General features: G+C 73.7%; 20 protein-coding genes and 1 pseudogene. 8 read left to right on the top strand and 13 right to left on the bottom strand.

What is annotated here, in order from left to right; translation table 11 throughout:
- Positions 1 to 5 precede the first annotated feature (5 nt).
- The 4 genes from ACH4DX_RS20980 to ACH4DX_RS20965 form a co-directional block, all read right to left on the bottom strand.
- Positions 6 to 932: a helix-turn-helix domain-containing protein gene (locus ACH4DX_RS20980; protein ID WP_398123286.1), complete on the bottom strand. Its 927-nt coding sequence runs from the start codon at positions 930 to 932 to the stop codon at positions 6 to 8.
- A gap of 35 nt (positions 933 to 967) precedes the next feature.
- Positions 968 to 1,426, bottom strand: a complete 459-nt coding sequence (locus ACH4DX_RS20975) for a hypothetical protein (RefSeq protein WP_398156205.1) — start codon at positions 1,424 to 1,426, stop codon at positions 968 to 970.
- 1,014 nt (positions 1,427 to 2,440) lie between these two features.
- Positions 2,441 to 4,006: an alkaline phosphatase D family protein gene (locus ACH4DX_RS20970; protein WP_398156204.1), complete on the bottom strand. Its 1,566-nt coding sequence runs from the start codon at positions 4,004 to 4,006 to the stop codon at positions 2,441 to 2,443.
- Positions 4,003 to 4,581 (bottom strand): phosphoesterase, encoded by a 579-nt coding sequence (locus ACH4DX_RS20965; protein ID WP_398156203.1) that lies wholly within the window; start codon positions 4,579 to 4,581, stop codon positions 4,003 to 4,005. The genes ACH4DX_RS20970 and ACH4DX_RS20965 overlap by 4 nt, the downstream gene beginning before the upstream one ends.
- A gap of 328 nt (positions 4,582 to 4,909) precedes the next feature.
- Here ACH4DX_RS20965 and ACH4DX_RS20960 point away from each other — a divergent pair, with 328 nt between their 5' ends.
- The 3 genes from ACH4DX_RS20960 to ACH4DX_RS20950 all read left to right on the top strand — a co-directional run bounded on the left by ACH4DX_RS20960 (position 4,910) and on the right by ACH4DX_RS20950 (position 8,238).
- Positions 4,910 to 6,814, top strand: a complete 1,905-nt coding sequence (locus ACH4DX_RS20960; protein WP_398156241.1) for a protein-arginine deiminase domain-containing protein — start codon at positions 4,910 to 4,912, stop codon at positions 6,812 to 6,814.
- 171 nt (positions 6,815 to 6,985) lie between these two features.
- On the top strand, positions 6,986 to 7,630 hold the full coding sequence (locus ACH4DX_RS20955; RefSeq protein WP_398156202.1) for an ATP-dependent Clp protease proteolytic subunit: 645 nt from the start codon (positions 6,986 to 6,988) through the stop codon (positions 7,628 to 7,630).
- A gap of 2 nt (positions 7,631 to 7,632) precedes the next feature.
- On the top strand, positions 7,633 to 8,238 hold the full coding sequence (locus tag ACH4DX_RS20950; RefSeq protein ID WP_398123291.1) for a ClpP family protease: 606 nt from the start codon (positions 7,633 to 7,635) through the stop codon (positions 8,236 to 8,238).
- Here ACH4DX_RS20950 and ACH4DX_RS20945 read toward each other — a convergent pair.
- Positions 8,210 to 9,010: an NUDIX hydrolase gene (locus ACH4DX_RS20945; protein WP_398156201.1), complete on the bottom strand. Its 801-nt coding sequence runs from the start codon at positions 9,008 to 9,010 to the stop codon at positions 8,210 to 8,212. The two genes, ACH4DX_RS20950 and ACH4DX_RS20945, sit on opposite strands and share 29 nt — an antisense overlap.
- Before the next feature lie 4 nt (positions 9,011 to 9,014).
- Positions 9,015 to 9,494 (bottom strand): helix-turn-helix domain-containing protein, encoded by a 480-nt coding sequence (locus ACH4DX_RS20940; RefSeq protein WP_398156240.1) that lies wholly within the window; start codon positions 9,492 to 9,494, stop codon positions 9,015 to 9,017.
- 554 nt (positions 9,495 to 10,048) lie between these two features.
- Here ACH4DX_RS20940 and ACH4DX_RS20935 point away from each other — a divergent pair.
- Positions 10,049 to 10,492, top strand: a complete 444-nt coding sequence (locus tag ACH4DX_RS20935; protein ID WP_398156200.1) for a hypothetical protein — start codon at positions 10,049 to 10,051, stop codon at positions 10,490 to 10,492.
- A 145-nt stretch (positions 10,493 to 10,637) separates the two neighbouring features.
- The gene (gene secD / locus ACH4DX_RS20930) at positions 10,638 to 12,962 is read left to right on the top strand and encodes a protein translocase subunit SecD (protein WP_398156199.1); all 2,325 of its coding nucleotides are present in this window, start codon (positions 10,638 to 10,640) and stop codon (positions 12,960 to 12,962) included.
- Between the two features lie 89 nt (positions 12,963 to 13,051).
- Here secD and ACH4DX_RS20925 read toward each other — a convergent pair whose 3' ends face one another.
- On the bottom strand, positions 13,052 to 14,377 hold the full coding sequence (locus tag ACH4DX_RS20925; RefSeq protein WP_398156198.1) for a M64 family metallopeptidase: 1,326 nt from the start codon (positions 14,375 to 14,377) through the stop codon (positions 13,052 to 13,054).
- Positions 14,378 to 14,722: 345 nt separating this feature from the next.
- On the opposite strand from ACH4DX_RS20925, the gene ACH4DX_RS20920 reads away from it, so the two are divergent.
- Positions 14,723 to 16,072 carry a helix-turn-helix domain-containing protein gene (locus ACH4DX_RS20920; RefSeq protein WP_398156239.1) on the top strand — a complete coding sequence of 450 codons (1,350 nt, stop codon included), beginning with the start codon at positions 14,723 to 14,725 and terminating at the stop codon, positions 16,070 to 16,072.
- 45 nt (positions 16,073 to 16,117) lie between these two features.
- Here the strand turns inward: ACH4DX_RS20920 and ACH4DX_RS20915 are convergent.
- Both ACH4DX_RS20915 and ACH4DX_RS20910 read right to left on the bottom strand, forming a co-directional pair.
- Positions 16,118 to 16,368 (bottom strand): annotated as a pseudogene (locus ACH4DX_RS20915) (N-acetyltransferase); the annotation flags it as partial.
- Between the two features lie 11 nt (positions 16,369 to 16,379).
- Positions 16,380 to 17,246, bottom strand: coding sequence for a GntR family transcriptional regulator (locus ACH4DX_RS20910; RefSeq protein ID WP_398156197.1), 867 nt, complete (start codon positions 17,244 to 17,246; stop codon positions 16,380 to 16,382).
- A 422-nt stretch (positions 17,247 to 17,668) separates the two neighbouring features.
- On the opposite strand from ACH4DX_RS20910, the gene ACH4DX_RS20905 reads away from it, so the two are divergent.
- Positions 17,669 to 18,727: a cation diffusion facilitator family transporter gene (locus ACH4DX_RS20905; protein ID WP_398156196.1), complete on the top strand. Its 1,059-nt coding sequence runs from the start codon at positions 17,669 to 17,671 to the stop codon at positions 18,725 to 18,727.
- An 85-nt stretch (positions 18,728 to 18,812) separates the two neighbouring features.
- Here ACH4DX_RS20905 and ACH4DX_RS20900 read toward each other — a convergent pair whose 3' ends face one another.
- From ACH4DX_RS20900 to ACH4DX_RS20890, 3 genes are all read right to left on the bottom strand, one after another.
- On the bottom strand, positions 18,813 to 19,523 hold the full coding sequence (locus tag ACH4DX_RS20900; protein WP_398156238.1) for a LysE family transporter: 711 nt from the start codon (positions 19,521 to 19,523) through the stop codon (positions 18,813 to 18,815).
- A gap of 407 nt (positions 19,524 to 19,930) precedes the next feature.
- Positions 19,931 to 20,629: a B3/4 domain-containing protein gene (locus ACH4DX_RS20895; protein WP_398123299.1), complete on the bottom strand. Its 699-nt coding sequence runs from the start codon at positions 20,627 to 20,629 to the stop codon at positions 19,931 to 19,933.
- A 127-nt stretch (positions 20,630 to 20,756) separates the two neighbouring features.
- The gene (locus ACH4DX_RS20890) at positions 20,757 to 21,356 is read right to left on the bottom strand and encodes a LysE family translocator (RefSeq protein WP_398123300.1); all 600 of its coding nucleotides are present in this window, start codon (positions 21,354 to 21,356) and stop codon (positions 20,757 to 20,759) included.
- Positions 21,357 to 21,384: 28 nt separating this feature from the next.
- Between ACH4DX_RS20890 and ACH4DX_RS20885 the strand changes: the two genes are divergently transcribed.
- Positions 21,385 to 23,109 (top strand): aminotransferase class I/II-fold pyridoxal phosphate-dependent enzyme, encoded by a 1,725-nt coding sequence (locus ACH4DX_RS20885; RefSeq protein ID WP_398156195.1) that lies wholly within the window; start codon positions 21,385 to 21,387, stop codon positions 23,107 to 23,109.
- Here the strand turns inward: ACH4DX_RS20885 and ACH4DX_RS20880 are convergent.
- Positions 23,090 to 24,634 carry a bifunctional phosphatase PAP2/diacylglycerol kinase family protein gene (locus ACH4DX_RS20880; protein WP_398156194.1) on the bottom strand — a complete coding sequence of 515 codons (1,545 nt, stop codon included), beginning with the start codon at positions 24,632 to 24,634 and terminating at the stop codon, positions 23,090 to 23,092. The two genes, ACH4DX_RS20885 and ACH4DX_RS20880, sit on opposite strands and share 20 nt — an antisense overlap.
- Between the last annotated feature and the right edge of the window lie 154 nt (positions 24,635 to 24,788).

Genomic DNA, 24,788 nt, shown 5'->3' with positions numbered 1-24,788 from the left:
ATCGGCTAGCGGGGCAGCACCCCCACGCCCCTGAACGCGAGCGGGGCCGAGATCACCATCCATACGGCCAGGGCCATGGCCACGTAGTAGAGGTGCGACTTCTTCTGCCGGATGACGGTGATCATGTCGCGCAGTTCACGGCGGCGGCGACGGGACTTCTTGAACACCTCGCGCTGCGCCTGCCGCATGAGCGAGATCCGGATGCGCGTCACGGTGAAGTGCCACATCACGGTGCGCTCCTCCTCCAGACCGCAGGCGGACAGGAAGATGTACAGCCATTCCACGGTGGGGAGTTGGGTGCCGCCGAGCACCTGCGTGAACGTGGTGTCGGAGATGTGGTAGTGCTTGCGGCTGCGCGCCTCGAGCTCCTGGATCGACAGGCCCTTGTCGGTGACGAGCTCGTTCATCAGCTCGATGACGTCCTCCGGCGTCGTGCACAGGGCGAGCGCGGTGTGCATGTGGTCCGCCGACGTGACGGAGCTGACGCGCTTGTCGCGGCGCTCGTACTCCCGGGCCTCCTGGACGAGGGACAGCAAGCCGTCCGGCTGCGGCGGTACGGCCGGAGCCGACGGGGGAGCGGGCTCGGGCGCCCGCCGCAGGAGCGCGGTGAGCCGCGGCAACTGATGCTCACCGGTGTCCTCCGAGGAACTCGGCGTGCCCTTCATGTCCCGTCGGGCGGCCCGGTGCGCCCGCCGCCACCGCTCCATGTCGCCGGTGTAGCCGCACCCCATGACGAACGCCTCGACGAGTTCCAACGAGGGCACCTTCTTGCCCGCGGTCGCGCCCGAGATCGCCGCGGTGGAGTAGCCCGACACCGCCGCGAGCTGGCTGATGGTCAGGTTGCTGTCCTTGCGCAGCGTGCGCATGTCGATCGCGAGGGACTTCAACGACAGGGGAACGTCGGTGGGAATCTCCTTCTCGGGACGCGCCACGGCCCTGCTCCTTCCGCTGGTTCGGTAGCTGCTGGTCAGAGGGCGCCGCGGCCCTGGTCCCCGGCCCCGCGGTCCGGCCTGCCGCGGCGCTCCACGCGCCGGCGTGCCGCACGCTCCCGTCGGCGGTGCCTCGGATGCTTCGGGTACGGCGCGTGCGTACCGCGCTTCGTGCTCCTGCGCGCGACCGGTGCCGGGTTCGCTGCTTCTCCGGTGGCGCGCACCGTGTCCGCGGAGGCCGCCGCGGAGTTGGACACGCTGCCGGGAGGCGGCGACCCGGCGGCGGAGCCGTACGACGAGGCATCGGCGGAGGCGAGGTGGAGCACCTGGAACAGGAGGTTGCCCACCGCGGCGGCGCTGCCGATCCCGATCTGCGCCGACGCCGCCGGTTCCACTCCGCAGAGGGAGGCCGTCGCACTCGCGGCCGCACCGACCGTGCCGGCGACGCAGGCCGCTACCGCGGCGCGCTTCTTGGTGCCCATCAGGGTGAGTCCCATCCGCGTCCGTCCTCATGGGAGGGACGCTGTTGCGGCGCCCCCGCCCGGACGGGCGGGGGCTCAATGGCGTGGGTGCTGTTGGACTGCCGGGATGCGCGACACAGCCGCGCAACCCGTCCGGCATGACTGGAGGGCACACCGGGAACCGCGTGCGTCCGGTGAAGAGGGGACGGAAGCTGCAACCGCCGTCCGATGGGCGCAGAGCCATTCTGCCCTAGCGGTTCGGGTCGTGGAGGGCGAGGCAGGGGTGCCCGCTGGGGCGACAACGATGTCCGCCCGCACGGAAGTTGAAAGGCCAACGGGTGACCTATCCGGAGGGATCCCTCGACCGGTCAACTGTGAGCGCAACCGATCTGGAGCGATCACGCCTGTCATGGAAGCCGGACCGCGGCCACAGCCCCGCGCAAACGGGCCATTCATAGGTCATGCGCCGCACGTGGAAATCCAGCCGCCGTGCGCGTGAACAACCTTCGAGCGCGACCCGTACGCGCGGGAACACGCCAGGTCACCGGTGAAACAACGCATAAAAGCGCCTGGTTGGGAGTTGTTCACGAGTTACAAAGGATCTACGATGAGGGGAGATGAATGAGCCTTATGGCTCCATGAACTCCCCGTGGTGCGCAACCATGGGGACACCGGCCGGTCCCGGACCGGCCGCCATCCGAGGCGGCAACTCACTGGCGTGGGTGCGACCTTGGACTGCGCCCCCCGCTGCAACGGGGGGCCAGATACTTCCGCTCAGGACGAGCGACGAACGACCGGCGGCCCGTGGAACGTCGCCGAAGACGTGAAGAACGCGAAGGCCGGGAAGCCCGCTCCCGCCCAACCGGTGTGACGCATTCCACTCACGTCCAACCAGCGGCAAACCCAGGACAAACCCCAGGTCGACGAGTGCCCGCCGGGGGGCACGACGCAGCCCCGGCACCGACGGGCCCGGCCGCGTACGGCCGGACCCGTCGAGCGCGGAGCCGGGCACCGCTCCCTGCGGTACTGCTGATCGCTGCTGCGGTACCGCTAGTCCCTGCGGTACTGCGCAGCCGACCCCTTGGTCCCCTCGTCCTCGTACGAGCCGGCCCTGCCGCGGTCCACGTGGAACTTCGTCAGGGTGGTCACGGGGGAGTTCGGGTCGCGGCGGTCGCCGATGACGCGCATGTGGGTGGTGAAGCGCCGGGGCGTCACCTCGTACACGTCGTAGCCGTACCGGTTGCCCTCGAAGTACTTCAGGTGCGGGTTGGCCTTGCCCATGAGGGGGCCGTTGGCGGTGTTCCACTCCGCGGAGTAGGCGCCCGAGGTCACCGAGTGGGCGGTGAACTCCGTTGCGACCAGGGGGGATTCGGGCTGGTCGAAGTCGGTGCGGACGTCGTCGACGAACGCCGAGTGCCAGTCGCCGGTGATGACGACCAGGTCCTCGAGACCGCTCTGGTGCACGTGCCCGAGGACCTCCTTGCGCTCGGCGAGGAAGCCGTCCCACTGGTCGGTGAACATGTACGAGCCACCGGGCCTGCCCCGCAGCTGGCTCAGCATGATCGAGTTGGCCCACACGTGCCAGGAGTCCGGGGCGCGGTCCACCGTGCGCTTGAGCCAGGCCTTCTGCTCGGCGCCGAGGATCGTGCCGTCGGGCAGGTTCTGCGCGGAGCGGTACGAGCGCAGGTCGAGGATGCTGAGTTCGAGGAGGTCGCCCCAGCGGCGCACCCGGTGGATCTCGGGGTCGGGCAGGGCCATGCCGCCGAAGGAGTCGCGGTGCGGCATGTGCTCGAACCACGCCTGGTAGGCGGCCGCGCGGCGGCGCATGAACGGGGCGCCGCCCCCGGTGCCGCTGTAGTCGTTGACGACCTCGTGGTCGTCCCAGGTCAGGAACCACGGGTGGGCGGCGTGCGCCTCGCGCAGCGACTTGTCGCCCTTGTACAGGGCGTGCCGCTTGCGGTAGTCGCCGAGGGTGAGGATCTCAGGACCGTCGTGGTCGCGTACGTGCTTCTCCGGTACGCCGCCGACCTGGCCGTGCTCGTAGATGTAGTCGCCGAGGTGCACGACGAAGTCCACGTTCTCGCGGGCGATGCCCCGGTGCGCGGCGTAGAAACCGTCGTGGAAGGCCTGGCAGTTGGCGGCGGCGAAGGTGACCTTGGAGACCCGGCCGCGCGGCGCGGTCCTCGTACGGCCGACGCGGCTCGTCCTGCCCAGCGCCTTGAACGCGTACCAGTAGTGGCGGCCGGGCGCGAGCCCGCTCACCGGCACGTGCACGCTGTGGCCGAGCGTCGCCGAGGCGGGCGCGGTGCCGCGGGCGACGACGTGCCGCAGCCGGGAGTCCCGCGCGACCACCCAGTCGACCTCCACGATCTCGGGAAGTCTCTGCTCGGCGGCGAGGGGTTCGGGCGCGAGTCTGGTCCACAGGAGCACCGAGTGCGGCTGCGGATCGCCGGAGGCCACACCGAGCGTGAAGGGCGCCCGGTCGTACTCGGCGCCCAGGCGCTCGGCGGCCTCACGGGCCTGCGCGGGAGAGAGCCCGGCGGTCAGCGGCCAGGCGAGGTTCAGCGCACCGGCGGCCGCGGCGGCCTTCAGCAGGTCACGGCGGTTGACGGTCATCGGTGGCCTCCGTCGGCGCTGAGGGTGAGGGAGAGGGCGTCCGCGTAACCGTCGTTGGAGGTGCCGCCGCCGCTGCGGGTGAGGACGAGGAGCAGCCGCGCCGAGCGGGCGGTGGGCGGCACCGCGGCCTCGGCGGTGCGCTCGAGGAGGCCCGTGCGGCCCGCCCGGTCCCCGGCGCCGACGGGTCCGAGCACGCTCAGGGCCACCGGCGTGCCCGCGGCGTCGCGGAACTCCACGGAGAACCGGGCGCCGTCCTCCTGCCCGGCGTAGCCCCCGAGCCAGGCGGACAGGGTGTAGCGCACCCGCCCGGCGTCGACCGCCCGGCGTCCGGTCCGGCCGGTCTTCGGCAGGGCGATGTCCTGCACCAGGGCGGTACGCGCGCTGTTGCCGCCCGAGAAGAAGCGGCTGCCGCGCCGCGCCGGACCGGGGTCCGCCGGGGTCGGGTAGCCGCCGCCCAGGCTGTAGGCGATGAGCGCCGGGGCCCCCTGGGCCACCTGCCAGCCGCGGACCTCGGTGACGGGGTCGGCGGTGCCGCCCGCCCCGCTCTCCGCGTCGCCGTTGACGACGAGATTCACGCACGCCTCCTGTGATCGTTGGGTTGAGCGCGGTCAGCCCACCAGCCGCGTGTGAACCAGGAGAAGCATTCCGGCGAATTCTGTTACGTCCCCACCCGCCCCGGGCCGCGGGGACGCAACCCTGCCGTCGGCCGTCGGCCGGTGCGCCTGTCGACCCCCGCGCGACCTGTGAACCCGGAAAGTCCCGGCGCCCGGTCAACCTCACCGGTTCCCCGTGCCTCCTTAAGGTCAACGGCCCTCGCTGACTGACCACCTGACCAGAGGGCCGGGAACGAGGAGGGGAACTGTGCGGACGCACAGATGGAGAGATGTCGCTCTTGCGACCGGTATGGCCGGGGTGCTCGCGGCCACGGGGGCCACAGCGATCGCGGACGCAGCCCCGGAGGCACCGGCCCAGGCACCCGACCTGCGCGCCGACGTGAACCGGGACGGCAGCGTCGACGTCGAGGGCACCAGCGACTCGGCGGGCGAGAACACCTGGACGGCGCGGCGCGGCGCGATCGTGCTGCCGAATGTCGACGACGACGCGAAGCGCTGTCCGGTCAAGGACGCCCGGGGCAGGCCCCTGTCGGACGCGCGACTCGCCCGGTGCAACGACGCCTCCGACACCAAGGTCAACGGCGCGCGCGACGCCGCCGACCTGGCCCGCCTGAAGACCGTGCCGCTGACCGGGACCCCGGCGGGCAGCCACGGCACCGTCAAGGCGATCGGCACCGGCGCCGAGAAGGCCCGCCTGTTCGTCCAGCGCGACGGCCGCTGGTCCCTGCTGCGGCCCACCGACCGGCTCTCCGCCGCCGGGCTGCGCGCCGGGGTCGAACTCGGCGTCGAGGCCACGGACGTGGTGCGCGACGCACGCGAGTGGAACGGCGAGGTGAAGGTCCGGCTCACCGTCACCGGCGGCGGCACGTCCCGTTCCGACGACGTCGTGCTGCGCACCGCCCCCGTCCTCACCCACCACCACTTGCAGCGTGCCGAGGAAGTACTCGTCACCAAGGTGAAGGGCGCCGGTGCCTACGGCCGTGACCAGCGCAAGTTCGTCAAGGCGCTCGCCGAGCAGGTGAAGGACGCCGGCATCGGCAAGCCGCTGACGACCTTCACCGAGTACGGCGACCCGTGGGCCCAGGACTTCGTCGAGCCGGCCTACGCGAGCATGCCGGGCCCGGGCGGCAAGCAGCGCACGATGCGCGTCATGATCCGCTCCGCACAGCCCGACAGGGACGCGGGCCGCGAGCTGTTCGAGAAGCTGCGCGGCCCCGACGTGGGCGTGGTCCAGGTCGGCAAGCCCGCCGCGAACGAGGAGTGGACGCTCAACTCCATGGGCAACCTGGAGACCATCCCGCCCTACACGCTGAACGGCAGGAGCTACCCCGCGGGCCGCATCATCCAGGGCTACCGGGCGGACTCCGGCTCCAAGCCCGCCAAGTCGATGCGGACGTTCCTGTCCTCGCAGGGCGTGCAGGCGCCGCTGCTGCTCGACACGTCGTGGCTGTCGGTCGGGCACGTGGACGAGTTCGTCCAGTTCCTGCCCGCCGACACCGAGCGCGGCTGGCGCATCGGCGTCGCCGACCCGACCGCCGGGGTGGAGCTCCTGCGCAAGGCCCGGCGGGACGGGCACGGCGGGACCAAGATGTTCTCCGTACCGAGCGGCAGCGACGTGCCCGCGCCCAAGGAGACCATCGACCAGGTGCTCGCCAAGGCCTCCTTCCACGCCGACAACAAGGTCGCGGCGGAACGCATCAAGGCCAACCTGGACATCCTCAAGCGCGAGACCGGCGTCACGGACGCGGAGACAGTCAGGGTGCCGGGCCTGTTCACGCGGGACTCCGGCACCCCCGAGGACCTCAGCGGCAGCCGCAAGCTGCGCCGCATGGGCCCCGACAGCCTGAAGAGGTTCAGCCAGTTGCGCGGCGCCGACGAGGCACGCAAGGGCCGGGACTCCGCGGGCGGGGCCGGGAGCGGCGCCGCCGCCGTCCGGCCGAACAGCGCCTACGTCCCCGGCGCGGTCAACGGCGTGCTGCTGAGCCCGACCCGCTATCTGGCACCCAGGCAGTGGGGTCCCGTCATCGGCGGCCGGGACATCTTCACCACGGCGGTGAACTCCGTGTACGCCAAGGCGGGGTTCACCACGGCCTACATCGACGACTGGTACACGTACCACCTCGGCATGGGTGAGGTGCACTGCGGCACCAACACGCTGCGGGACGCCCGCGCGCCCTGGTGGCCCGCGGCCTAGCCGCCACCGGGCGGGACCGGTGCGCCACGACGGGCCCGGCCCCGCCCTCTGCCCTCGGCGAATCTGCCGCAAGCCGAGAAACCGGCTCCGGCACCGTCCTGCGCCCCACAGTGGAGCGAGCGGACCGCACGAGCGGTCCGGCCGTTCGCTCCACGACGAGGAGGCCGTGCGATGACACCGCCGCACACCGACTGGGCGCCGCCGCGCGCCGCCGACGGGGACACCCCCACCACCCGCTTCGACGACCAGCTGGCCTCACACCTGCTCGGCCGGCGCATCGTGTTCCTCGGCACCCAGGTCGACGAGGTGTCGGCGAACCGGGTCTGCGCCCAGCTCCTGCTGCTCTCCGCCGAGGACCCCCGCACCGACATCAGCCTCTACATCAACAGCCCCGGCGGCTCGGTGCACGCCGGTCTCGCCATCTACGACACGATGCAGCTGATCCCCAACGACGTGGCCACGCTGGCGATGGGCTTCGCCGCGAGCATGGGCCAGTTCCTGCTGACCGTCGGCGCCCCGGGCAAGCGGCACGCGCTGCCGAACGCGCGCATCATGATGCACCAGCCGTCGGCGGGCGTCGGCGGCACCACCGCCGACATCGCGATCCAGGCGGAGAACCTGGAGTTCACCAAGCGCTCCATCGAGCGGCTCACCGCCGAACACACCGGGCAGACCCCGGAGACCATCGCGCGCGACGGCGACAGGGACCGCTGGTTCACGGCCGCACAGGCCAAGGAGTACGGCATGGTCGACCATGTGCTCACCTCCCTGCCCGACGTCAGGCCTGCCGCGTCCAAGCGAAGGATGGGGCTGTAGAGATGGCTCAGTACACGATCCCGACCGTCGTCGAGCGCACCCCGCAGGGCGAGCGTGCCTACGACGTCTACAGCCGCCTGCTGTCCGAGCGGATCATCTTCCTCGGCACCGAGATCGACGACGGCGTCGCCAACGTCGTCATCGCCCAGCTCCTCCACCTGGAGTCGTCCGCGCCGGACCACGAGATCGCCCTGTACATCAACTCGCCCGGCGGCTCGGTCACTTCCCTGATGGCCATCTACGACACCATGACCTTCGTCGGCGCGCCCATCTCGACGTTCTGCGTCGGCCAGGCCGCCTCCACCGCGGCCGTGCTGCTCGCGGGCGGCGACCCCGGACGGCGGTTCGTCCTGGAACACGCCCGGGTGCTGCTCGGGCAGCCGGCGAGCGGCGGGCAGCAGGGGACCGTGTCGGACCTGAGCCTGCACGCCAAGGAGATGGTGCGGATCCGTGCCCAGGTCGAGGAGGTCCTGGCCCGCCACACCCACCACGACGTGGCGACGCTGCGGGCGGACACCGATCGCGACAAGGTGTTCACCGCGCACGAGGCGGTGGCGTACGGGCTCGCCGACGAGGTCGTCAGCCGCCGCCGCGCGACCCTGGGCTGACCCCCGCGCCCGCCGCGTACCGGGCCACGACCGGGCCCAGGCAGTCGGCCCGGTCGGCGCCGGGCCCGCCGAGGCGCGCGAGTGCGGCCCGGGAGCCGACGAACGCGATCCGGTCGAGCTCCGGTTCGCGGCCACGGGCCCGCTCGGCGGCCGTCAGGGCGGCGAACCGCTCCCGCAGCAGCGCCGCAGGACGGCGCGGGGCGAGGAACAGGACGCCCGCGCTCCCGTACGCACCCAGCGCCACGCCCCACAGGGCCAGTTCGGCGGGGAGGTGCACGACGCCGGTCTCCTCGGCGAGTTCCCTGGCGGCGTTGCGACGCAGCGCCGCCAGGTCGAGAGGCGCGCCGTCCACCGGCGGTTCGACGGCTCCGCCCGGCAGTTGCCAGCGGCCCGGCGCGGCCGTCGACGCCGCCATCCGGCCCATGAGCAGCCGCCCGCCGGGGGTCGGCTGGAGCACGTCGGTGTACAGGGGCGCCACGCACGCGGTGGCGCCCGGGACGCGGCGCAGGCCGTAGCGGCGGTACGTCGTCCTGGCCCAGGTGAGGACGAGGCCGTGCGGCCCGTCCCTGCCTGGCGCCGCGCACGCCGCCACCGGTCCGTCGAAGAGCAGCGGGTTGGCCAGGACCGCCTCGTCCCAGATCCGGTCCATGGCCGTCCGCTCCCCGGGCGGCACCGGCGGCGCGGCGCCCTCGACGAGGTGGATCCGGTGTACGTCGAGGAGCTGGGCGCCGGACGGAGCCAGGTCCCGGCCGCAGGCGCCGAGCGGGTCCACCTACCTAGGCGGCGAGCCGCAGTTGGGCCCGGTGCGCGCCGCCCCGGTCCGCGGCCGAGCGCGGCGGTGCGAGGGGCGCGGCGGTGAGGGGAGCGGTGACCGTCGACACCGCGCGCTGCCGCACCGGCGCGGCGGGCGCCACCGCGGCACCGCGGGCGCGCGGGCGGCGCAGGGCGAGCAGCAGGTCACCGTGGGCGAGCGCCAGCAGGTCGGCGAGACCGAGGCCGAGAGCGGCGGCCGCCGCGGCGAGCACCTCCGAGGACGCCTCCTTGCGGCCGCGCTCGACCTCGGAGAGATACGGCACCGAGATCCGCGCGGCGTCCGCGACGTCCTTCAGCGTCCGCTCCTGGGCGCGGCGTTCACGCCGCAGGACGTTCCCGACGAGGTCACGCCAGAGGGGCTGTCTGGCTGCGGGCGCGGGCGCGGTGGCGGGGGCCGGGGCTGCCGCAGGGGCGGAGGCCCGCGGGGCCGGGCGCAGAGGGATGACGCGGGCGGCCCGGCCTCCCGTGGGCGGAAGGTCCGTGGGCTCGGCCTCGGCAGGGCTCGGGTTCGTCGCGTGGCTGCTCACGGCTTCAGAGTAGGAGCGATGATCGCTGTGCGGTCGGCGTTCTGCCGACGGCGTAGCGCGTTCTGCCGACGGCGAATCGGAACCCGTGCGCTCGCCCTCGGGTCACGGGGATTCCCGGGTCACTGGGATTCCCGGGCCACTGGGGTCCCCGGGTCATTGGGGTCCCCGGGTCACTGGAGCCCCCGGGGGACAGGAATCCCCGGGCCACTGGGATCCTCGGGCCACTGGGATCGCCGGGCGGGTACGAACTCCTGGGCCACTGGGAACCCTCGGGCGGTAGGAATCCCCGGGCCACTGGGAACCCTCGGCCACTGGGCCCCCCGGAGGGCAGGAGATCCCCGGGCGGCAGAAATCTCCAGGGACGGGGGGAACCTCTTCGATTCCCCCGCACGTTGGAGCGGTTGGCGCACCGGCGCCCACCGGCACCCTCCCATGGGGACGGCGTACCCGACCCGACCAGGAGGCCCCGCGTGCAGCACCGCACCCGGTCGGCACGCCTGGCCGCGTCCCTGCTCTCCGCCGTCGTCGCCGTCCTCGCGTTCGCCGTGCCCTCCCGCGCGGCGACCGCGGCCACCGCCGGCTCCGCGGCAGCCCACACCTGGGCGGCCGCGGCAGCCGACCGGCACGGCACCGCCGCCGCCAAGGGGGCCCTCGGCGGGCAGCGGCCGACGGCCCACGGGCCGCACACCTCGTACGGCAAGGACGGCCACCGCGCGGTCCACGTCACCGCCGCGCACCCGCTGCCCCTCCAGATCCCGCACCCTCCGGGCCCCGGCACCGCGGGCACCGGCGCGCACCACGTGCCGCACGGCTGTCTCGGCGGCCCCGACGCCCGACTCCACCTCACCACGCCGTCCACACGGTTCGCGGACGCCGCTCCCGAGCCGCGCGGCCCCCCGTCCCGACGGAGCTGACACCGCCTCACCGGACGCCGCCACCGACCCTCGCGCGCCGTCCGCCTTCGTCATGCCTTCTTCGTCGATGCCGTGAATGCCGTGCATGCCCGTGCATGCCGAGCACACCGTGCATTCGTGGAACTCGTGGATGTGGAGAACCCCCATGCCCCGCGCACCTCTGTGGCGGGCGCTCGTCGCGCTCGTCGCCGTCGCCGCCTCGCTGTACATCGCCCTCACCCAGTCGCCCCGCCTGGGCCTCGACCTGCGGGGCGGCACCCAGATCGTTCTGGAGACCAAGGACTCACCCACCGTCGACGCCGACGCCGACGCCACCCGCAGGGCCGTGGAGGTCCTGCGGCAGCGCGTCGACGCCCTCGGCGTGTCCGAACCGAGCCTCGCGCAGGCCGGTGACCGCAGGATCATCGTGGAGCTCCCCGGGGTGCGGGACCCCAGGGAAGCCTCCGAGGTGATCGGCCGCACCGCGCAGCTCACGGTGCACCCGGTGCGGGGCGAGACCGACCGCAAGGGCCCGGCACGGCCCGCGGCCGACGGCTCCCGCACCCTGCCCGACCCCGACCGCCCCGGCGGGCACCTGGTGCTCGGGCCGGCCGTGCTCACCGGCGACGGCGTCAAGAACGCCGACGCGGTCCTCGACCAGCAGTCCCTGAACGGCTGGTACGTGACGCTCGACTTCCGCGACGGGGCGGCCGGCGACTGGGCCGACGTCACCGGCAAGGCGGCGTGCGCGCCGCAGGGTTCACCCGAGCGACGGGTCGCCATCGTGCTCGACGGCAAGGTCGTCTCGGCGCCCGGGGTGAACGCCGACGTGGCATGCGGGACCGGCATCACGGGCGGCACCACGCAGATCACCGGCGGCTTCGACGAGGACGAGGCCCGCGACCTGGCCGCGCTCGTCAAGGGCGGGGCCCTGCCCGTGCCCGTCGACGTCGACGAACAGCGCACCGTCGGCCCGACGCTCGGCGCCGACGCCATCGCCGCGAGCACCCAGGCGGCCCTCATCGGCCTGGCCCTGACCGCGCTGTTCATCACCGTCGTCTACCGCCTCCTCGGTGCCCTCGCCACCGTCGCGCTCGCGCTGTACGGGCTCATGTCGTACGCGGTCCTGGTGGCGATCGGCGCCACGCTGACGCTGCCGGGACTGGCCGGGTTCGTCCTCGCGATCGGCATGGCGGTCGACGCCAACGTGCTGGTCTTCGAACGCGCCAGGGAGGAGTACCTCGGCGCGCGCGGCACCGGGAGCCTTCCCAAGTCCCTGCACACCGGCTTCGCCAAGGCCTGGAGCGCCGTGCTCGACTCCAACGTCACCACGCTGCTCGCCGCGGGACTGCTCTTCACCTTCGCGACCGGCCCCGTGAAGGGCTTCGGAGTGACCCTGTCCATCGGCGTCCTGGTGTCGATGGTCTCGGCGTTCGTCGTCTCGCGCGTGCTCGCCGAGACCGCGGTGCGCCGCGGCTCCGTGCGCCGCCGCCCCCGCCTGACCGGACTCGCCACCACCGGCCGGGTCCGTGCCCTGCTGGCGCGCCGCGGACCCCGCGTCGTGCGGCACCGGCGGCGCTGGCTCGGCGCGAGCGCGCTCCTGGTCGCGGTGGCCGTCGCGGGCATCGTGGGCCGCGGGCTCGACCTGGGAGTGGAGTTCACCGGCGGGCGTCTCGTCGAGTACTCCACCAGCGAGAAGGTGGACGCCGACACCGCGCGCAAGGCCGTCGCCGACGCCGGCTTCCCGCGCGCGGTGGTGCAGGAGGCGGGCGCGGGCGACATCAGCGTACGCACCGGCGAACTCAGCGACGCGGAACAGCAGCAGATCAAGGAGGCGCTCGCGGAGCACGGCGGCGGCCGGGTCACGGTCGAACGCGACGAGCAGATCGGTCCGAGCCTCGGGGACGAACTGCGCCACAAGGCGCTCATCGCCCTCGGCATCGCCGTGGCCGCCCAACTGCTGTATCTGACCGTCCGGTTCCGCTGGACCTTCGCCGGTGCCGCCGTCGTCGCCCTGGTGCACGACGTGCTCCTGGTGGTGGGCCTGTTCGCGTGGCTCGGCAAGACGGTCGACAGCGTCTTCCTCGCCGCCGTCCTCACCGTGGTCGGCTACTCGGTCAACGACACGGTCGTCGTCTTCGACCGCATCCGTGAGGCACGCCGCCGCGATCCGGGGACCGCGCTCGCGGCCACCGCCGAGAAGGCCGTCGTACGGACACTGCCACGCACCGTGAACACGGGCACGGGCGCCCTGTTCGTGCTCGCCGCGCTGGCCGTGCTCGGCGGTGACTCGCTCGCGGACTTCTCGGTGGCGCTCATCGCGGGCGTCGTCCTCGGCGTGCTCTCGACGGTGTCGGTCGCGGTACCCGTCGCGGTCCTCCTGGAGCACCGCAGCCCCGCACCGCCGAGCCGCCCCGCCGGGGAGCACGGCCGCGGGGCGCCCGCCAGTCCGCTGGAGGCGCGGCGGCGGGGGACGGGCGCGGTCGTCTGACGTCTGGCGCCCGGTGTTCGACGACGCCGACGCGGCGGCGCCCCCATCCCGGGCGGGGCGGGGGCGCCGCCGCGGTCCCGATGTCCGTGTCAGCGCGCGACCCGCCAGGTCAGCGACCCCTTGAGCAGCTTCCTGAGCTCCGGGTCACGCACCGCGCGCGTCGGATCGGTGGCCCGCACCGTGACCTTGTGCGGGCGACCGTCCGCCGGTACACCGAGGGCGCGCGGGGTGACGGACCGCGCGTCGGCGCCCGCCTTCACGGACCGCCCGTCCACCGACCAGCGCAGCCGCACGCCGTCGGCCGCCCGCACCTTCACCCGCTGCCCCCGGCGCACCGCGGTGTCCGTGGGCGTGCGGGCGGAGACCACGGACGCGTGCCGGTGGAAGCCCGCGATCATGGCCTCCCGCCCCGGCGAGTTGAACTCGCGGCCGAGCGTGCGCATGATCGAGTTGTCCGTGGGCCGGTACAGGCCGCGCGGGTGGTAGCCGCCGCCCTCGTAGGTGCCGACGGTGCCGCCGTCGGGCGAGGCCTGGCCGATCCAGCGGTACCACTTCTTCTTCTGCGCCGTCAGCTGCGCGGCGGTGAGCTTGCTGGTGTTGGACTCCCACGGCTCGGCGCCGGTGTACGTGCCGTACTCGTCGTACCAGTACTCGTCCGCCAGCTTGCCGAGCGAGTGCCCCGTCTCGTGCACGACGACCTGCGAGGACTGCGCGTGGTCGGAGGAGGCGGTGGCGATGCCGTCGTAGCCGGAAGGCGAGGTGATGTCGTTGTAGCCCGCGCCGCCGTACTTCGCGGAGTTCGACAGGACGATCACCAGGTCGGGGTCGGCGGCCTTCTTCGCGTACGCCTCCACCTTGTTGGTGTCGACGCACAGCAGCCGCTCGATCCCGTCGCAGTGGAAGGCCGAGCCGAGCGCGGTGTCCTTGCGGACGTTGCTCGTCGGATCGCCCGAGACGCCCGACTGGCGCGAGTGCGCGTCCACCGCCCAGACGTTGAAGAGGTTCTTGTACGAGGCGTACGGCTCGACGGCGGCGACCTCCGCCCACTTCTTCCGCACGTCGGCGTGGAAGTCCTCCTGCTGCGCCGCGGTGTAGCCGTCACCGATGAAGACGACGTCCGCCTTGGATCCCGTGGGGCCGTTCCGCACGATCGGGACGACGGTCCCGTCGTCGGCGACGGCCCTGCGCTCCCGGCCGGAGAGCGGCTCGGGCGCCGGCACCTCGGTGTGCCCGGGGTGGCCGCCGGGGCCCGTGAAGTACTCGACGTGCTGGGTGCCCCGGCCCTCGGACCGGGTGGGGCCGGGCTCCGCGGTGGCGCCCGCCGTGGCGGCGAGCGTCGCCGACAGGGCGATTCCCGCGGCCGCGGCGACCTTCAGCGGGGTACGTCTGGCTATGCCGGACTTGCGTCTGCGCATGGTGGGGGTCCTTCCGGAAGCCGCCGTGTAAATGGCGAGTTAAGCCTGCTTAAGGCGTCGCTCAACGTAGGGGCTTCCGGGGGTACGAGGCAATGGTGAGGCGCAAGGTGCCGGTGGGACAGCTGAGTTCACGCCAGGGCGCACGCTCACGCGCACGGCGCACCCGAGCGCCCGCACGCCCTCTCCTGGTCGTCGTGCGGGGCCGCGGGCGTGGGATTTCCCCCCCGGCATCTATGCAGCACCGTCGACATCGACTTAGCTCGGGGTCCGACCCAGGGAAGGGGAGAGGTGGCGGAGAACAATCCCGCGGGTGCGCGTCCCGGGGGTGCGCGTCCCGACGGTGCCGTGGACCCCGTCGAGATCGGCCGTCGCGTGCTGCGGCTGCGTACCGAAAGGGGACTCACCCAACGGCAGCTGGCCGAGCCCGCCTACACGGCCGCGTACGTGTCCACGCTCGAGTCCGGCAAGGTACGGCCCTCCGAGGCGGCGCTGCGCCACCTCGCGGGACGGCTCGGCGTCGACCACGAGGAACTGGTCACGGGCCGCCCCGCCCGCCTGGCCACGGAACTGCGCCTGCGTCTGACCGACGCACGCAGGGCCCTCGCCACCGGCGCCCCCGAGGACGCCGCCGCGCTCTTCCGCGCCCTGCACGAGGAGGCCGTGGCGCACGGCCTCACCGACGAACAGGCCGCGGCCCTGCAAGGACTCGGTGACTGCCTGCTCGAGTCCGGCGAACTCACCGACGCCCGTGACTGCTTCGCCGCCGTCGAGGGCCTCCTCGCCGACCAGCCCCTGCCCCGGCGCGTCCCCGCCGTCCGCGGCCGCGCCACCGCCCACCTGCTCACCGGGGAACTGCGGTACTCCTGCTACCTCCTGGAGTCCACCCTCGACGAGCTGAACGCCGCGGGCCTGCACGACCCCGACGCCCTGCTGCTCCTGTACACGGCGTCCATCGCCCCGTACATGGACATGGGAGCGCACGCACGTGCCGCCCACGCCGCCGAACTCGCGCTCGCCCTCGCGCCGAGGGTCAGCGATCCCGCCCTCGTCGCCCACATGCACCGCGGGGTCGCCCGCACCCTGATCGCCGAGGGCCGCACCGCGGAGGCCGACGCCTCCCTCGCCAAGGCACAGGAGCTGTACCGGCAGCTGCACATCCGCACCGAACTGGCCCACTGCCACTGGATGCGCGGCTACGTCAGCGCCCAGGACGGGGATCTGGAGCGCGCCGAGAGCGAGCTGCGCACGGCCCGCGACATGCTCGCCTCCAAGCGCGCCGCGCTCTTCACCGAGCAGGTGGAGGTCGAACTGGCCGACGTGCTGCGGCGGCGCGGCAGGGCCGAGGAGGCGGAGGCGCTCCTGCGGCCCCTGCTCACCTCCGGCGAGGCCACCGGGGCCCTTGGCGCCGAGCGCGGCGCGGTGCACGCGGGCGGCGCCCACCGGCTGCTCGGCCTCATCGCCGAGGAACGCGGCGACACCGACAGCGCCGAGGAGCACTACTGCGCCGCCCTGTCCCTCCTGGAACGCTCCAGTGCGGCGGGCGACGTGGCGGACCTGTGCCGCCTCCTGGGCGATCTGCTGCGCCGCACGGGCCGGGTGGAGGCCGCCATGGACGCCTACCGCACGGGCCTCGGCCACCGCGCGGCGCCCGGCACCACGACCCTGGGCCCGGCCCCCGCGCCCCCGCCCATGTGACGCGCACGGCCCGCCGCGCCGGTCCGTGCCCACCGCGGGCCGGGCTCAGCCGAGGAAGCGGCGGTAGACCTGCCGTGAGCCGCCCTCCGGACCGGGCGGCGCGGCCTCGGCGGGGCCGAACCCGAGGTTCTCGTAGAAGACCCGGGCACCGCTCGCCACGGCGCCCGGGTGGTCGGCCCCGAAGGTGACCACCTCGACGCTGCCGGGGGTCCGGACGAACAGCCGCGTCGCCTCGTCCAGCAACGCCCGGCCGGCCCCCGCGCCGCGCCGCCCCGCGAGACGACGAGCCAGTGGACGCGGCCCCGGTTCACGGCTCCTGGGGGTCCGGTGTGTCCTGTACGTCGCCGCCCAGGGTGGCCGCGGTCACGGGGTCGCCGCAGGTGAAGTCGCCGGGCGGGATGCCGGGATGGTGGGCCGCCGAGGGGTCGGGCGCGGGGTCGGGGGCGGCCGCGGGGCCGAGGGTGAGGCGGGAGACGATGCGGTAGCGGTCGCCGCGGTACAGGGAGTGGACGTATTCCACGGGGCGGCCCGCGGTGTCCGTGGTGAGGCGTTCGAAGAGCAGGGCGGGGGACAGGTCGGGCACGTCCAGGTGCCGGGCCTCGGAGCGGGTGACGACGGTCGGCTCGATCGTCTGCGTCGCCTCGTGCACCCGCACGCCGTGCCGCTCGCGCAGATGCGCGTACAGGTCGCCGGTCTCCAGTTCGCCCGCGGTCAGGCCCGGCACGAGGTCGGCCCGCAGGTGCAGGTGCTCGACGGCCATCGGGGTGCCGTCGACGAGCCGCAGCCGCGCCACGTACACGATGAGCCCGGACGGCGACATCCCCAGTCTGCGGCCCACGCGGGCCCCCGCGGCCACCGTGGTGAACTCCAGGAGCCTGCTCGACCAGGCGCCCGCGGCCTGGGGGACCGTCAGCGTGGCCCGCTCGGAGACGAGTTCCTGGGTGATCTTCGCGGGGGCGACGAACATGCCGCGGCCGTGCTGGCGTACGAGCAGGCCCGCCGCGACGAGTTCGTCGACCGCGGCCCGCAGCGTCGGCCGGGACACGCCGAGGAGGGCGCACAGGGCGCGCTCGGACGGGATGCCGTCCCCGGCCCGGCGCGACTCGATCAGTTCCAGGACGTAGTCGCGCACCCGCTCCCGCTTGAGCACGGTCCCCGGTGCGTCGGTCTCCATGCCGTCCTCTCGTTCGCGTCGCCGCCTCGACCCGCCGCGTCGCGGCGTCGCCGCCCGGCTGGTCAAGCGAAGTGTAGCCACAGGATCCGGACACGTGTACGGCCAACTGGGCGCGCATGCAGCGGAGTTGAGGGTTGTTCACGTTTGCGTGGCGGGCTGACGGCCCGGTCGGGTCGTGCCACCTGCCCTCATCGGCCAGTGGTCATCTGACCAATTCACGCAACTGGTCAACTAGGCACGATGCCCGTACCCCGACCCCATCGCCGGCGGCGCTCCCAAACGTCAATAACCGGCCCTTCTCCCGTGTGTCGATTCCCACCGTTTCGACGCGGTCCCGGTGGGCTTCATTTCCGGAATTGAAAACGGTCACCGATGCAGCCTTTGCGGACGGCGGCACAAGTGCGCTTGACTGCCGCGCGTCGATGCCGCTATTTCTGGGGGGAATTCCTGTGGGGCACGTCGGGCACGCTCACCCGCACCATGACCATGGCCACCAGGCAGGCGGCCACGGCGGACACAGCCATGGTGTGTCCGCCGACGCCGACCGGCGCTGGCTTTCACTGGCGCTCGTATTGATTGGCGTTTTCATTTCGGTGGAGACCGTGATTGCCTTCGCGGCCGGGTCACTCGCGTTGCTCTCCGACGCCGTCCATATGCTCACGGACGCTTTCTCCATCATTCTGGCTCTCATCGCGATGCGACTGGCCCAACGGCCCGCCAAGGGCACGTACACCTTCGGGCTCAAGCGGGTCGAGATACTGTCCGCGCAGGCCAACGGGCTCACCCTGCTGCTGGCGGCGGCCTGGCTCGGCTACGAGGCCGTGGTGCGGCTCTTGCACCCGCCGGAGGTCACCGGCTGGATGGTCCTGGCCACCGCGCTCACCGGCGTAGCCGTCAACCTCGGGGCGACCTGGTGCCTGTCCAAGGCCAACCGGTCCTCGCTGAACGTGGAGGGGGCCTACCAGCACATCCTCAACGACCTGTACGCGTTCATCGGCACCGCCGTGGCCGGTGTCGTCGTCATGACCACGGGCTTCGCCCGCGCCGACACCATCGCCACGCTCTTCGTCGTCGCCCTGATGGTCAAGGCGGGCTGCGGGCTGCTCCGCGACTCGGGCCGCATCCTGCTCGAAGCCGCGCCCGCGGGCCTGGACCCCGATGCCATAGGCGTCCGCCTCGCCGCGTCGCCCGACGTCGCGGAGGTCCACGACCTGCACATCTGGACCATCACCTCCGGCGAACCCGCCCTGTCCGCCCATGTCATGGTCCACCCCGGCGGCGACTGCCACGCCGTACGCCGCGCCCTCGACCACCTCCTCGCCGAGACGTACGGCCTCACGCACACCACCCTCCAGATCGACCACGAGGACCACGCGCCCCACCCGACCGCGGCCACCGCGCACCCGGGCCCGGGCGCCGCGGCATCCCACTGCGCGGGCGGCCACGGCCCGAGGCACCGCAGCGAGCCGCACGCGCACTGACGGAGCCGCAGGCGTTCCGACGCACCGCCACCGGGACCTCAGACGTGCAGCTCCGGTGGCAGGCCGGTCCGGCGGAGCCGCCGTCTCAGGGCGCCGACGCCACCATGTGGACGGCGAGGCCCACGATGAGGCCGCTGGACGCCAGGGCCGTGCACAGCTGTCCGCGGCGGCCGGTGAGGGCGTGTCCGAGGAGGGCCCCGCCCCCGGCGAGCAGCAGTTGCCAGCTGGCGGACGCGGCGAAGGCGGCCAGGGTGAACACCGCCTGCCCGAGCAGGCCGGGCTGCACGTCGGTCCTGTTGCCCACGACCGGCGCGGCGAAGTAGATGACGGTGGCGGGGTTGAGCAGCGTGATGCCGAGGAGGCTGGTGTAGGCGCGGGCGGGGGACGGTGCGTCCGGCGACGCGCCCGCTCCGGGGCCGGTCGCCGTGCCCGGCACGCGGTGCCGGGGGAGGGGTTTCGCGACCGGACTGCGGCGCGGGGCTCGGGGTGTCGTCGCCGTCCCGCGGTGCCGGGTGAGGGCCTGCGTGGCCGATCGCACCGCCAGCGCGGTGAGGACACCTGCGGAGGCATAGCGCAGCGGTCCGACGAGCGGCGTGACGGCGGCCGCGGCCGCCGTGCCCGCGGCCGTGGCGACCAGGGCGTACAGACCGTCGGCCGTCGCGACCCCGAGCGCCGCCGACACGCCGGTCCGCAGCGAGGTGCGGGCGGTGATCGCCACCAGATGGGCCGCGACCGCGCCCACCGGTACGGCGATGCCGTACCCGGCGAGGAGCCCCGCGACCAGATGCCCGGTCACCGGCGGGGAAGCACGGGCCTCCGTGGGCGGCCGCACTGCTGCCCGTCCTGCGCCGGACGGAGGGCGGTGGCGGACGGCGGCGTGGCGGACGGCGGCGTGGCGGGAACGGTGTGGGAGCGCATGGCCAGAGCGTGTTGCCCGGACACCGGCCCGGGCAACCGAATTACCGCTCCCCGCACCCTCCGAGCCGCCCGCCCGCGACCCCCGGCACCCACCGAGCCGCCCGCCCGTGACCGCGTCCCCCCATACCCACCGACCCGCCGCCCGCGACCGGGCCCCCGCACCGACCCGCCGCACCCTGCTCACCGCAACCGTGACTGCGACCGCAGCCGCGGCAACCGCCCGTGCGACGGGCGACTGGCCGGAGGAGCCCCGAGTCCGGTGGCGCGTCGAGGCGGCACGTGGAGTCACCGCGTGAACGTGAAGCGCGGCGCCGCCGCGGAGAGGACCGCCGACACGGGGTCGACCCCCCAGACGGCGCGCAGCTCCTCCGCGAGCGCCCCGATCAGCTTCGGCACATCCGCCGGGGCGGTCTCGTGCAGGCCCTCCACGACGACGAGGACGTCCGACGTGGTGTCGCGGACGGCCGAGTGGCCGCTCTGGCGGTTGGTCCAGCGCCGGGCGTGGGCCCTGCGGTGGTCGTCGGCGAAGACGACCTCCCGCGGCGCGGGCCGCTCCACCTCGCCGGAGAACGTCTCGTAGGCCTCGTCCCCGTCGGCGTACCGGACCTGGAGGTTTCCGTCGATGCGGGAGACGTCGAAGACGCCGACCGGGATGCCGTACGCGAGGGACGCGGCGTTGCACAGGTCGATCAGGGGGTGGATGCGGGGCAGGGAGCCTTCCTTGCGGAAGCGGCGCAGGAGGGACTCCGACGCGCAGCGGTACTGCGTCGGCTTCAGGCCCATGGTGGTGAACGCGCGCCGCCAGGCCTGGACTTCGGGCAGGGCGCTCTCCGGTGTCCCGGCGAGGCGTTCGGCGGCCGTGGCACCGAACTCGGCCACGGGCCTGTCGACCGACGCGTCACAGGTGATGCCCCGGGCGGAGATCACTCCGGGGACCAGTTGGGGGAAGACCTGCCAGAGGTCGTTCGCATGCTGGAAGTGCACGGCGTTTCCGATCAGTGAGGGAGCGGCGAGGGGAACAGCGGGGGATCCGTGAGGACCGGGAGGACCAAAGAGGACCGGAGAGGAGGCGGTCGGCGGTAGGGGGCGCGGGTGCGGGCCGGAACCGGCGTCAGAGGAGGGCGAGTCTGACGCCGAGCACGGCGAAGGCGCCCGCGAAGACGCGCCGCATCCAGGCCATGACCCGGGGCCGGCCGATGACGTGGTCGCGCACGGCCGCGGCGAACATCCCGTACAGGACGAACACGACCAGGGACACCAGCATGAAGTACGCGCTGAGTTCGGCCATGCGCAGGAAGCCGTAGGGCTCGCTGTCGTCGACGAACTGGGGGAGGAACGCGAGGAAGAACAGCGTCAGTTTCGGATTGAGGAGGTTGATCAGAACGGCGGAGAGGATCACGTCACGGGCGGAGCGGGGCGAACCGTCCTGCTCGGCGGCCAGGGCGCTCGTGTCGCGCAGCGTCTTCCACGCCATGAGGAGGAGGTAGGCGACGCCCAGGTACTTGAGCGTCTGGAACGCGAGGGCGCTGGTGTGCAGGAGGGCGGCGAGCCCGGTGATCGCGGCCAGCGTGTGCGGAACGATGCCGAGGGTGCAGCCGACGGCCGCCACCACACCGGCGCGGGTGCCCCGCGAGAGGCCGGCGGCCACGGTGAACAGCACTCCGGTGCCCGGTGTCACGGAGAGCACGAATGAGGTGAGCAGGAACTCCATGCCTTGACTCTGGCGTCACAATGGATCCGTGAACAGGTCCAATGGATCATCTTCCGACTGGTCCATAACGCGCCGGGGCCGTGCCGTGGCCGCGTCCGACTTCCTCCAGCTGAACCCCGCGGAGGCCCCCCGGGGCGGCCTGTCGGACTGGCTGGCGCGGGAGATCCGGCGCGCGGTCGCCGAGGGGCTGCTGCCCGCCGGGAGCAGACTGCCGGCGACGCGCGTCCTGGCGGCGGAACTCGGCGTCTCCCGCGGTGTGGTGACGGAGGCCTACCGACGCCTCACGGAGGACGGCCACCTCGCCGGGCACGGCAGGGCGGGAACGATCGTCCTGTCGGCACCCCTCGCCCGACCGTCGGAAGCCCCGGACGCGCCGCACGCACCCGGCTCCCCACGCACCCCGCACGCGCCCGGCTCCCCACGCACCCCGCACGCGCCCGGCCTCCCGGGCACCTCGCACGCCCCCCGCTCCCCGCACACCCCGCACGCACCCGGCCCCCCGGGCACCCCGCTCCCTCCCGCCGCGCCCGCTGCCCCCGCCGCCCCGGACGCCGGTGCCGGGGTGGCGGGAGCGTCGGGCGTGCTGCGGCCTCCCGGCCCACCGGGAGCGGGGACGCTCTTCGCGGTGCCGCCCGGCACGGGCGTCTTCGACGCGCTGCGGGCCGCCCCCGCCCGCATCGACCTCTCGCCGGGCCTCCCGGACCTCGCCTCGTTCCCCCGTACGGCCTGGCTGCGCGCCGAGCGGACGGTGCTCGCCGGACTCGTGCCCGCGGACTTCGGGTACGGGGACCCGCGCGGCACCCCGGCACTGCGCCGCGCCGTCGCGCGCTGGCTCGCCCTGAACCGCGGGATCGCCGCCGACCCCGACGAGGTCCTCGTCGTCGCGGGCACCGCACAGGCCCTCGGACTGCTCGCCCTGGTGCTCAGGGACGAGGGAGTCACCCGCGTCGCCCTGGAGGACCCCAGTTCCCTCGGCATCCGGCAGCATCTGCGCAACTCCGGTCTCCAGTTCCCGCCCGTGCCCGTCGACGAGCGGGGCGTCCGCGTCGACGCGCTGCGCGCCACCGGTGCCCGTGTCGCGCTGCTCACCCCCGCCCACCAGTTCCCGACGGGCGTGGTCCTGGACGGCGGCCGACGCCGTGAACTGGCCGACTGGGCCCGGGACGGCGGACTGATCATCGAGGACGACTACGACGCCGAGCACCGCTACGACCGGCCGCCGGTGCCCGCGCTGCGCGCCACTCTCACCGAGCACGTCGCCTACGCGGGCAGCGTGTCCAAGCTGCTCGCCCCGGCGCTGCGGGTGGGCTGGCTGCTCGCCCCCCGCCGCTACCACGACGCACTGGTCGACGCCAAGCGCTTCGCCGACCTCGGCAACGCGGCGCTGCCCCAACTGGTCCTGGCCCAGCTCATGGAGTCCGGTGCCCTCGAACGCCAGCTGCGGTTCCTGCGCAAACGCCACCGCGTCCGGCGCGACGCCATGATCGCGGCCATCGCGGACTCGATGCCGCAAGCGGTCGTCCACGGAGCCGCCGCGGGCCTGCACCTGATGGTGACCCTCCCGCAGGGCCACGACGACACCGCCCTGGCCGCTGCGGCCCTGGAGCGCGGCGTCAAGGTCCAGCCGCTGTCCTGGCACACCCAGCGGCCCGGCCGGCCCGGCCTCGTGCTCGGCTACGCGGCGAGCACGCCCACAGCGGTCCGGGAGGGGGTGGCGGTCCTCGGCGACCTGCTCAGTGGTGGTCCAGCGTAGGCCGCTCCTCCAGGGGCCGGTACACCGTCAGCGCCTCCAGCAGCTTGTCGACGCGCAGCGCCGCGGGCGCCTCCCGCACCTCCCCGTCGTACGCCATCTGCGTCCCCTCGGGCAGCCCCGTCACGACGAGGCGCCGGGAGTGCGCCGAGGCGTACAGGCGGGTCCGCGCGAGCCCACCGGCCAGCGCGGTGGCGAGCAGGCGGGTGCGGGCGAAGCGGCCGCCGTGGGCGATCCGGATGTCGAGCAGGCCGTCGGCGAGGTCGTGCCTGCGCACGGGTGCGATGCCCACGTTGCGGTAGGCGCCGTTGCCCGCGAACAGCAGCCACATCGCGCGGCGCCGGCCGTTCACGACGGCGCGCAGGGGCTCGTTCGTACGCAGGATCCGCGCGACGGACAGCACCGTGGCGGCGGGGCCGCCGATCCGTGGCGACCAGTGCTCCCGCATCCGGACGAGCTCGGGGTAGGAGCCGAGGCTGAAGGTGTTGAGGAAGTAGCCGGCGACCGCGTCCGCCTGTGCGGGGGAGCGGTGCGTGGCGACTGAGGAGATGCGGCCGACGTCCACGCGGACGGCGGTGCCGCGCGCGACGGCCGCGCAGGCCTCGGTGATGGTCTCCGTGCCGAGGTCGGCGGCGAAGTGGTTGAAGGTGCCGCCGGGCAGCACCATCAGCGGCACGTCGTACTCCAGGGCGGGCGCCACCGCCGCGTTCACGGTGCCGTCGCCGCCGCAGATGCCGAGGACGCCGCCGCAGCGCGCCGCGTCGCGCGCCGCCTCCGCGATCACCTCGGGCAGCGGTCCCGCGTCCGGCTCGTAGATGATCACTTCCGCGCGGGGCAGGGCGATCTTCAACTGTCGTACGGGATCGGCCAGTTGCGGCTGCACTCCCGAGGAAGGGTTGACGACCACGTACAGGCCCTCGCCCTCGGGCAGGGCCGGGGCGTCGACCCGCGGCCGGGCCGGGGGCGGCAGCTGGGACCGCGAGGGGACGAGACCGCGTACGGCGAAGGCGGCACCCGCGCCGAGACTCGCGCCGACCAGGACGTCGCTCGGATAGTGCACTCCCGTATAGACGCGGGAGAAGGCGACCGACGCAGCGACGGGCGCGATCGCGGCGCCCCAGCGGCGCGACTCCAGGGCGGCGCCCACCGTGAACGCCGCGGCGGACGCGGCGTGCCCGGACGGGAAGGAACTGGTCACCGGCTGCCGCGTCAGATGCCGTATCACCGGCACCGTGTCCAGAGCCGGACGCGAGCGGCGCACCGCCCGCTTGCCGAGGGTGTTGACGGTCGCCGAGGCCAGCGCCAGTGAGGCCGCGCCGCGCACGGCGGCCCGCCGCTCCCGGGTGCCGCCGACCGCCCACATGCCCGCGGCGATGCCGAACCAGAGCAGCCCGTGGTTGGCGCTCCGGCTCAGCCGGGGCAGCACCGGTTCGGCGCCCGGCCACGACCGGGTCGCGACCTTGTCGAACGCGGTGTGGTCCAGCGTGCGCAGCAGACGCCGGAGGGCTCCGGGGGAGTGATCGCTCATGCCCCTGTTATACGCGTTCGCCCGGCACCGACGCGTCGCGGGGATCGGGGTCCGTCCGGTCCACCTACGGCACCCCCGCGCAATCGTGACCGCTCGTCGGCGGGGCAAGCGCACGGGGTCCGGATGTCCCCCGCGGTCGCCGACGGCCGCATCG

The sequence above is a fragment of the Streptomyces sp. NPDC017940 genome (genome assembly GCF_044328435.1).
Taxonomy (GTDB): Bacteria; Actinomycetota; Actinomycetes; order Streptomycetales; family Streptomycetaceae; genus Streptomyces.
The sequence above is the reverse complement of the archived record's forward strand: the minus strand, read 5'-3'. Positions and strand labels throughout refer to the sequence as shown.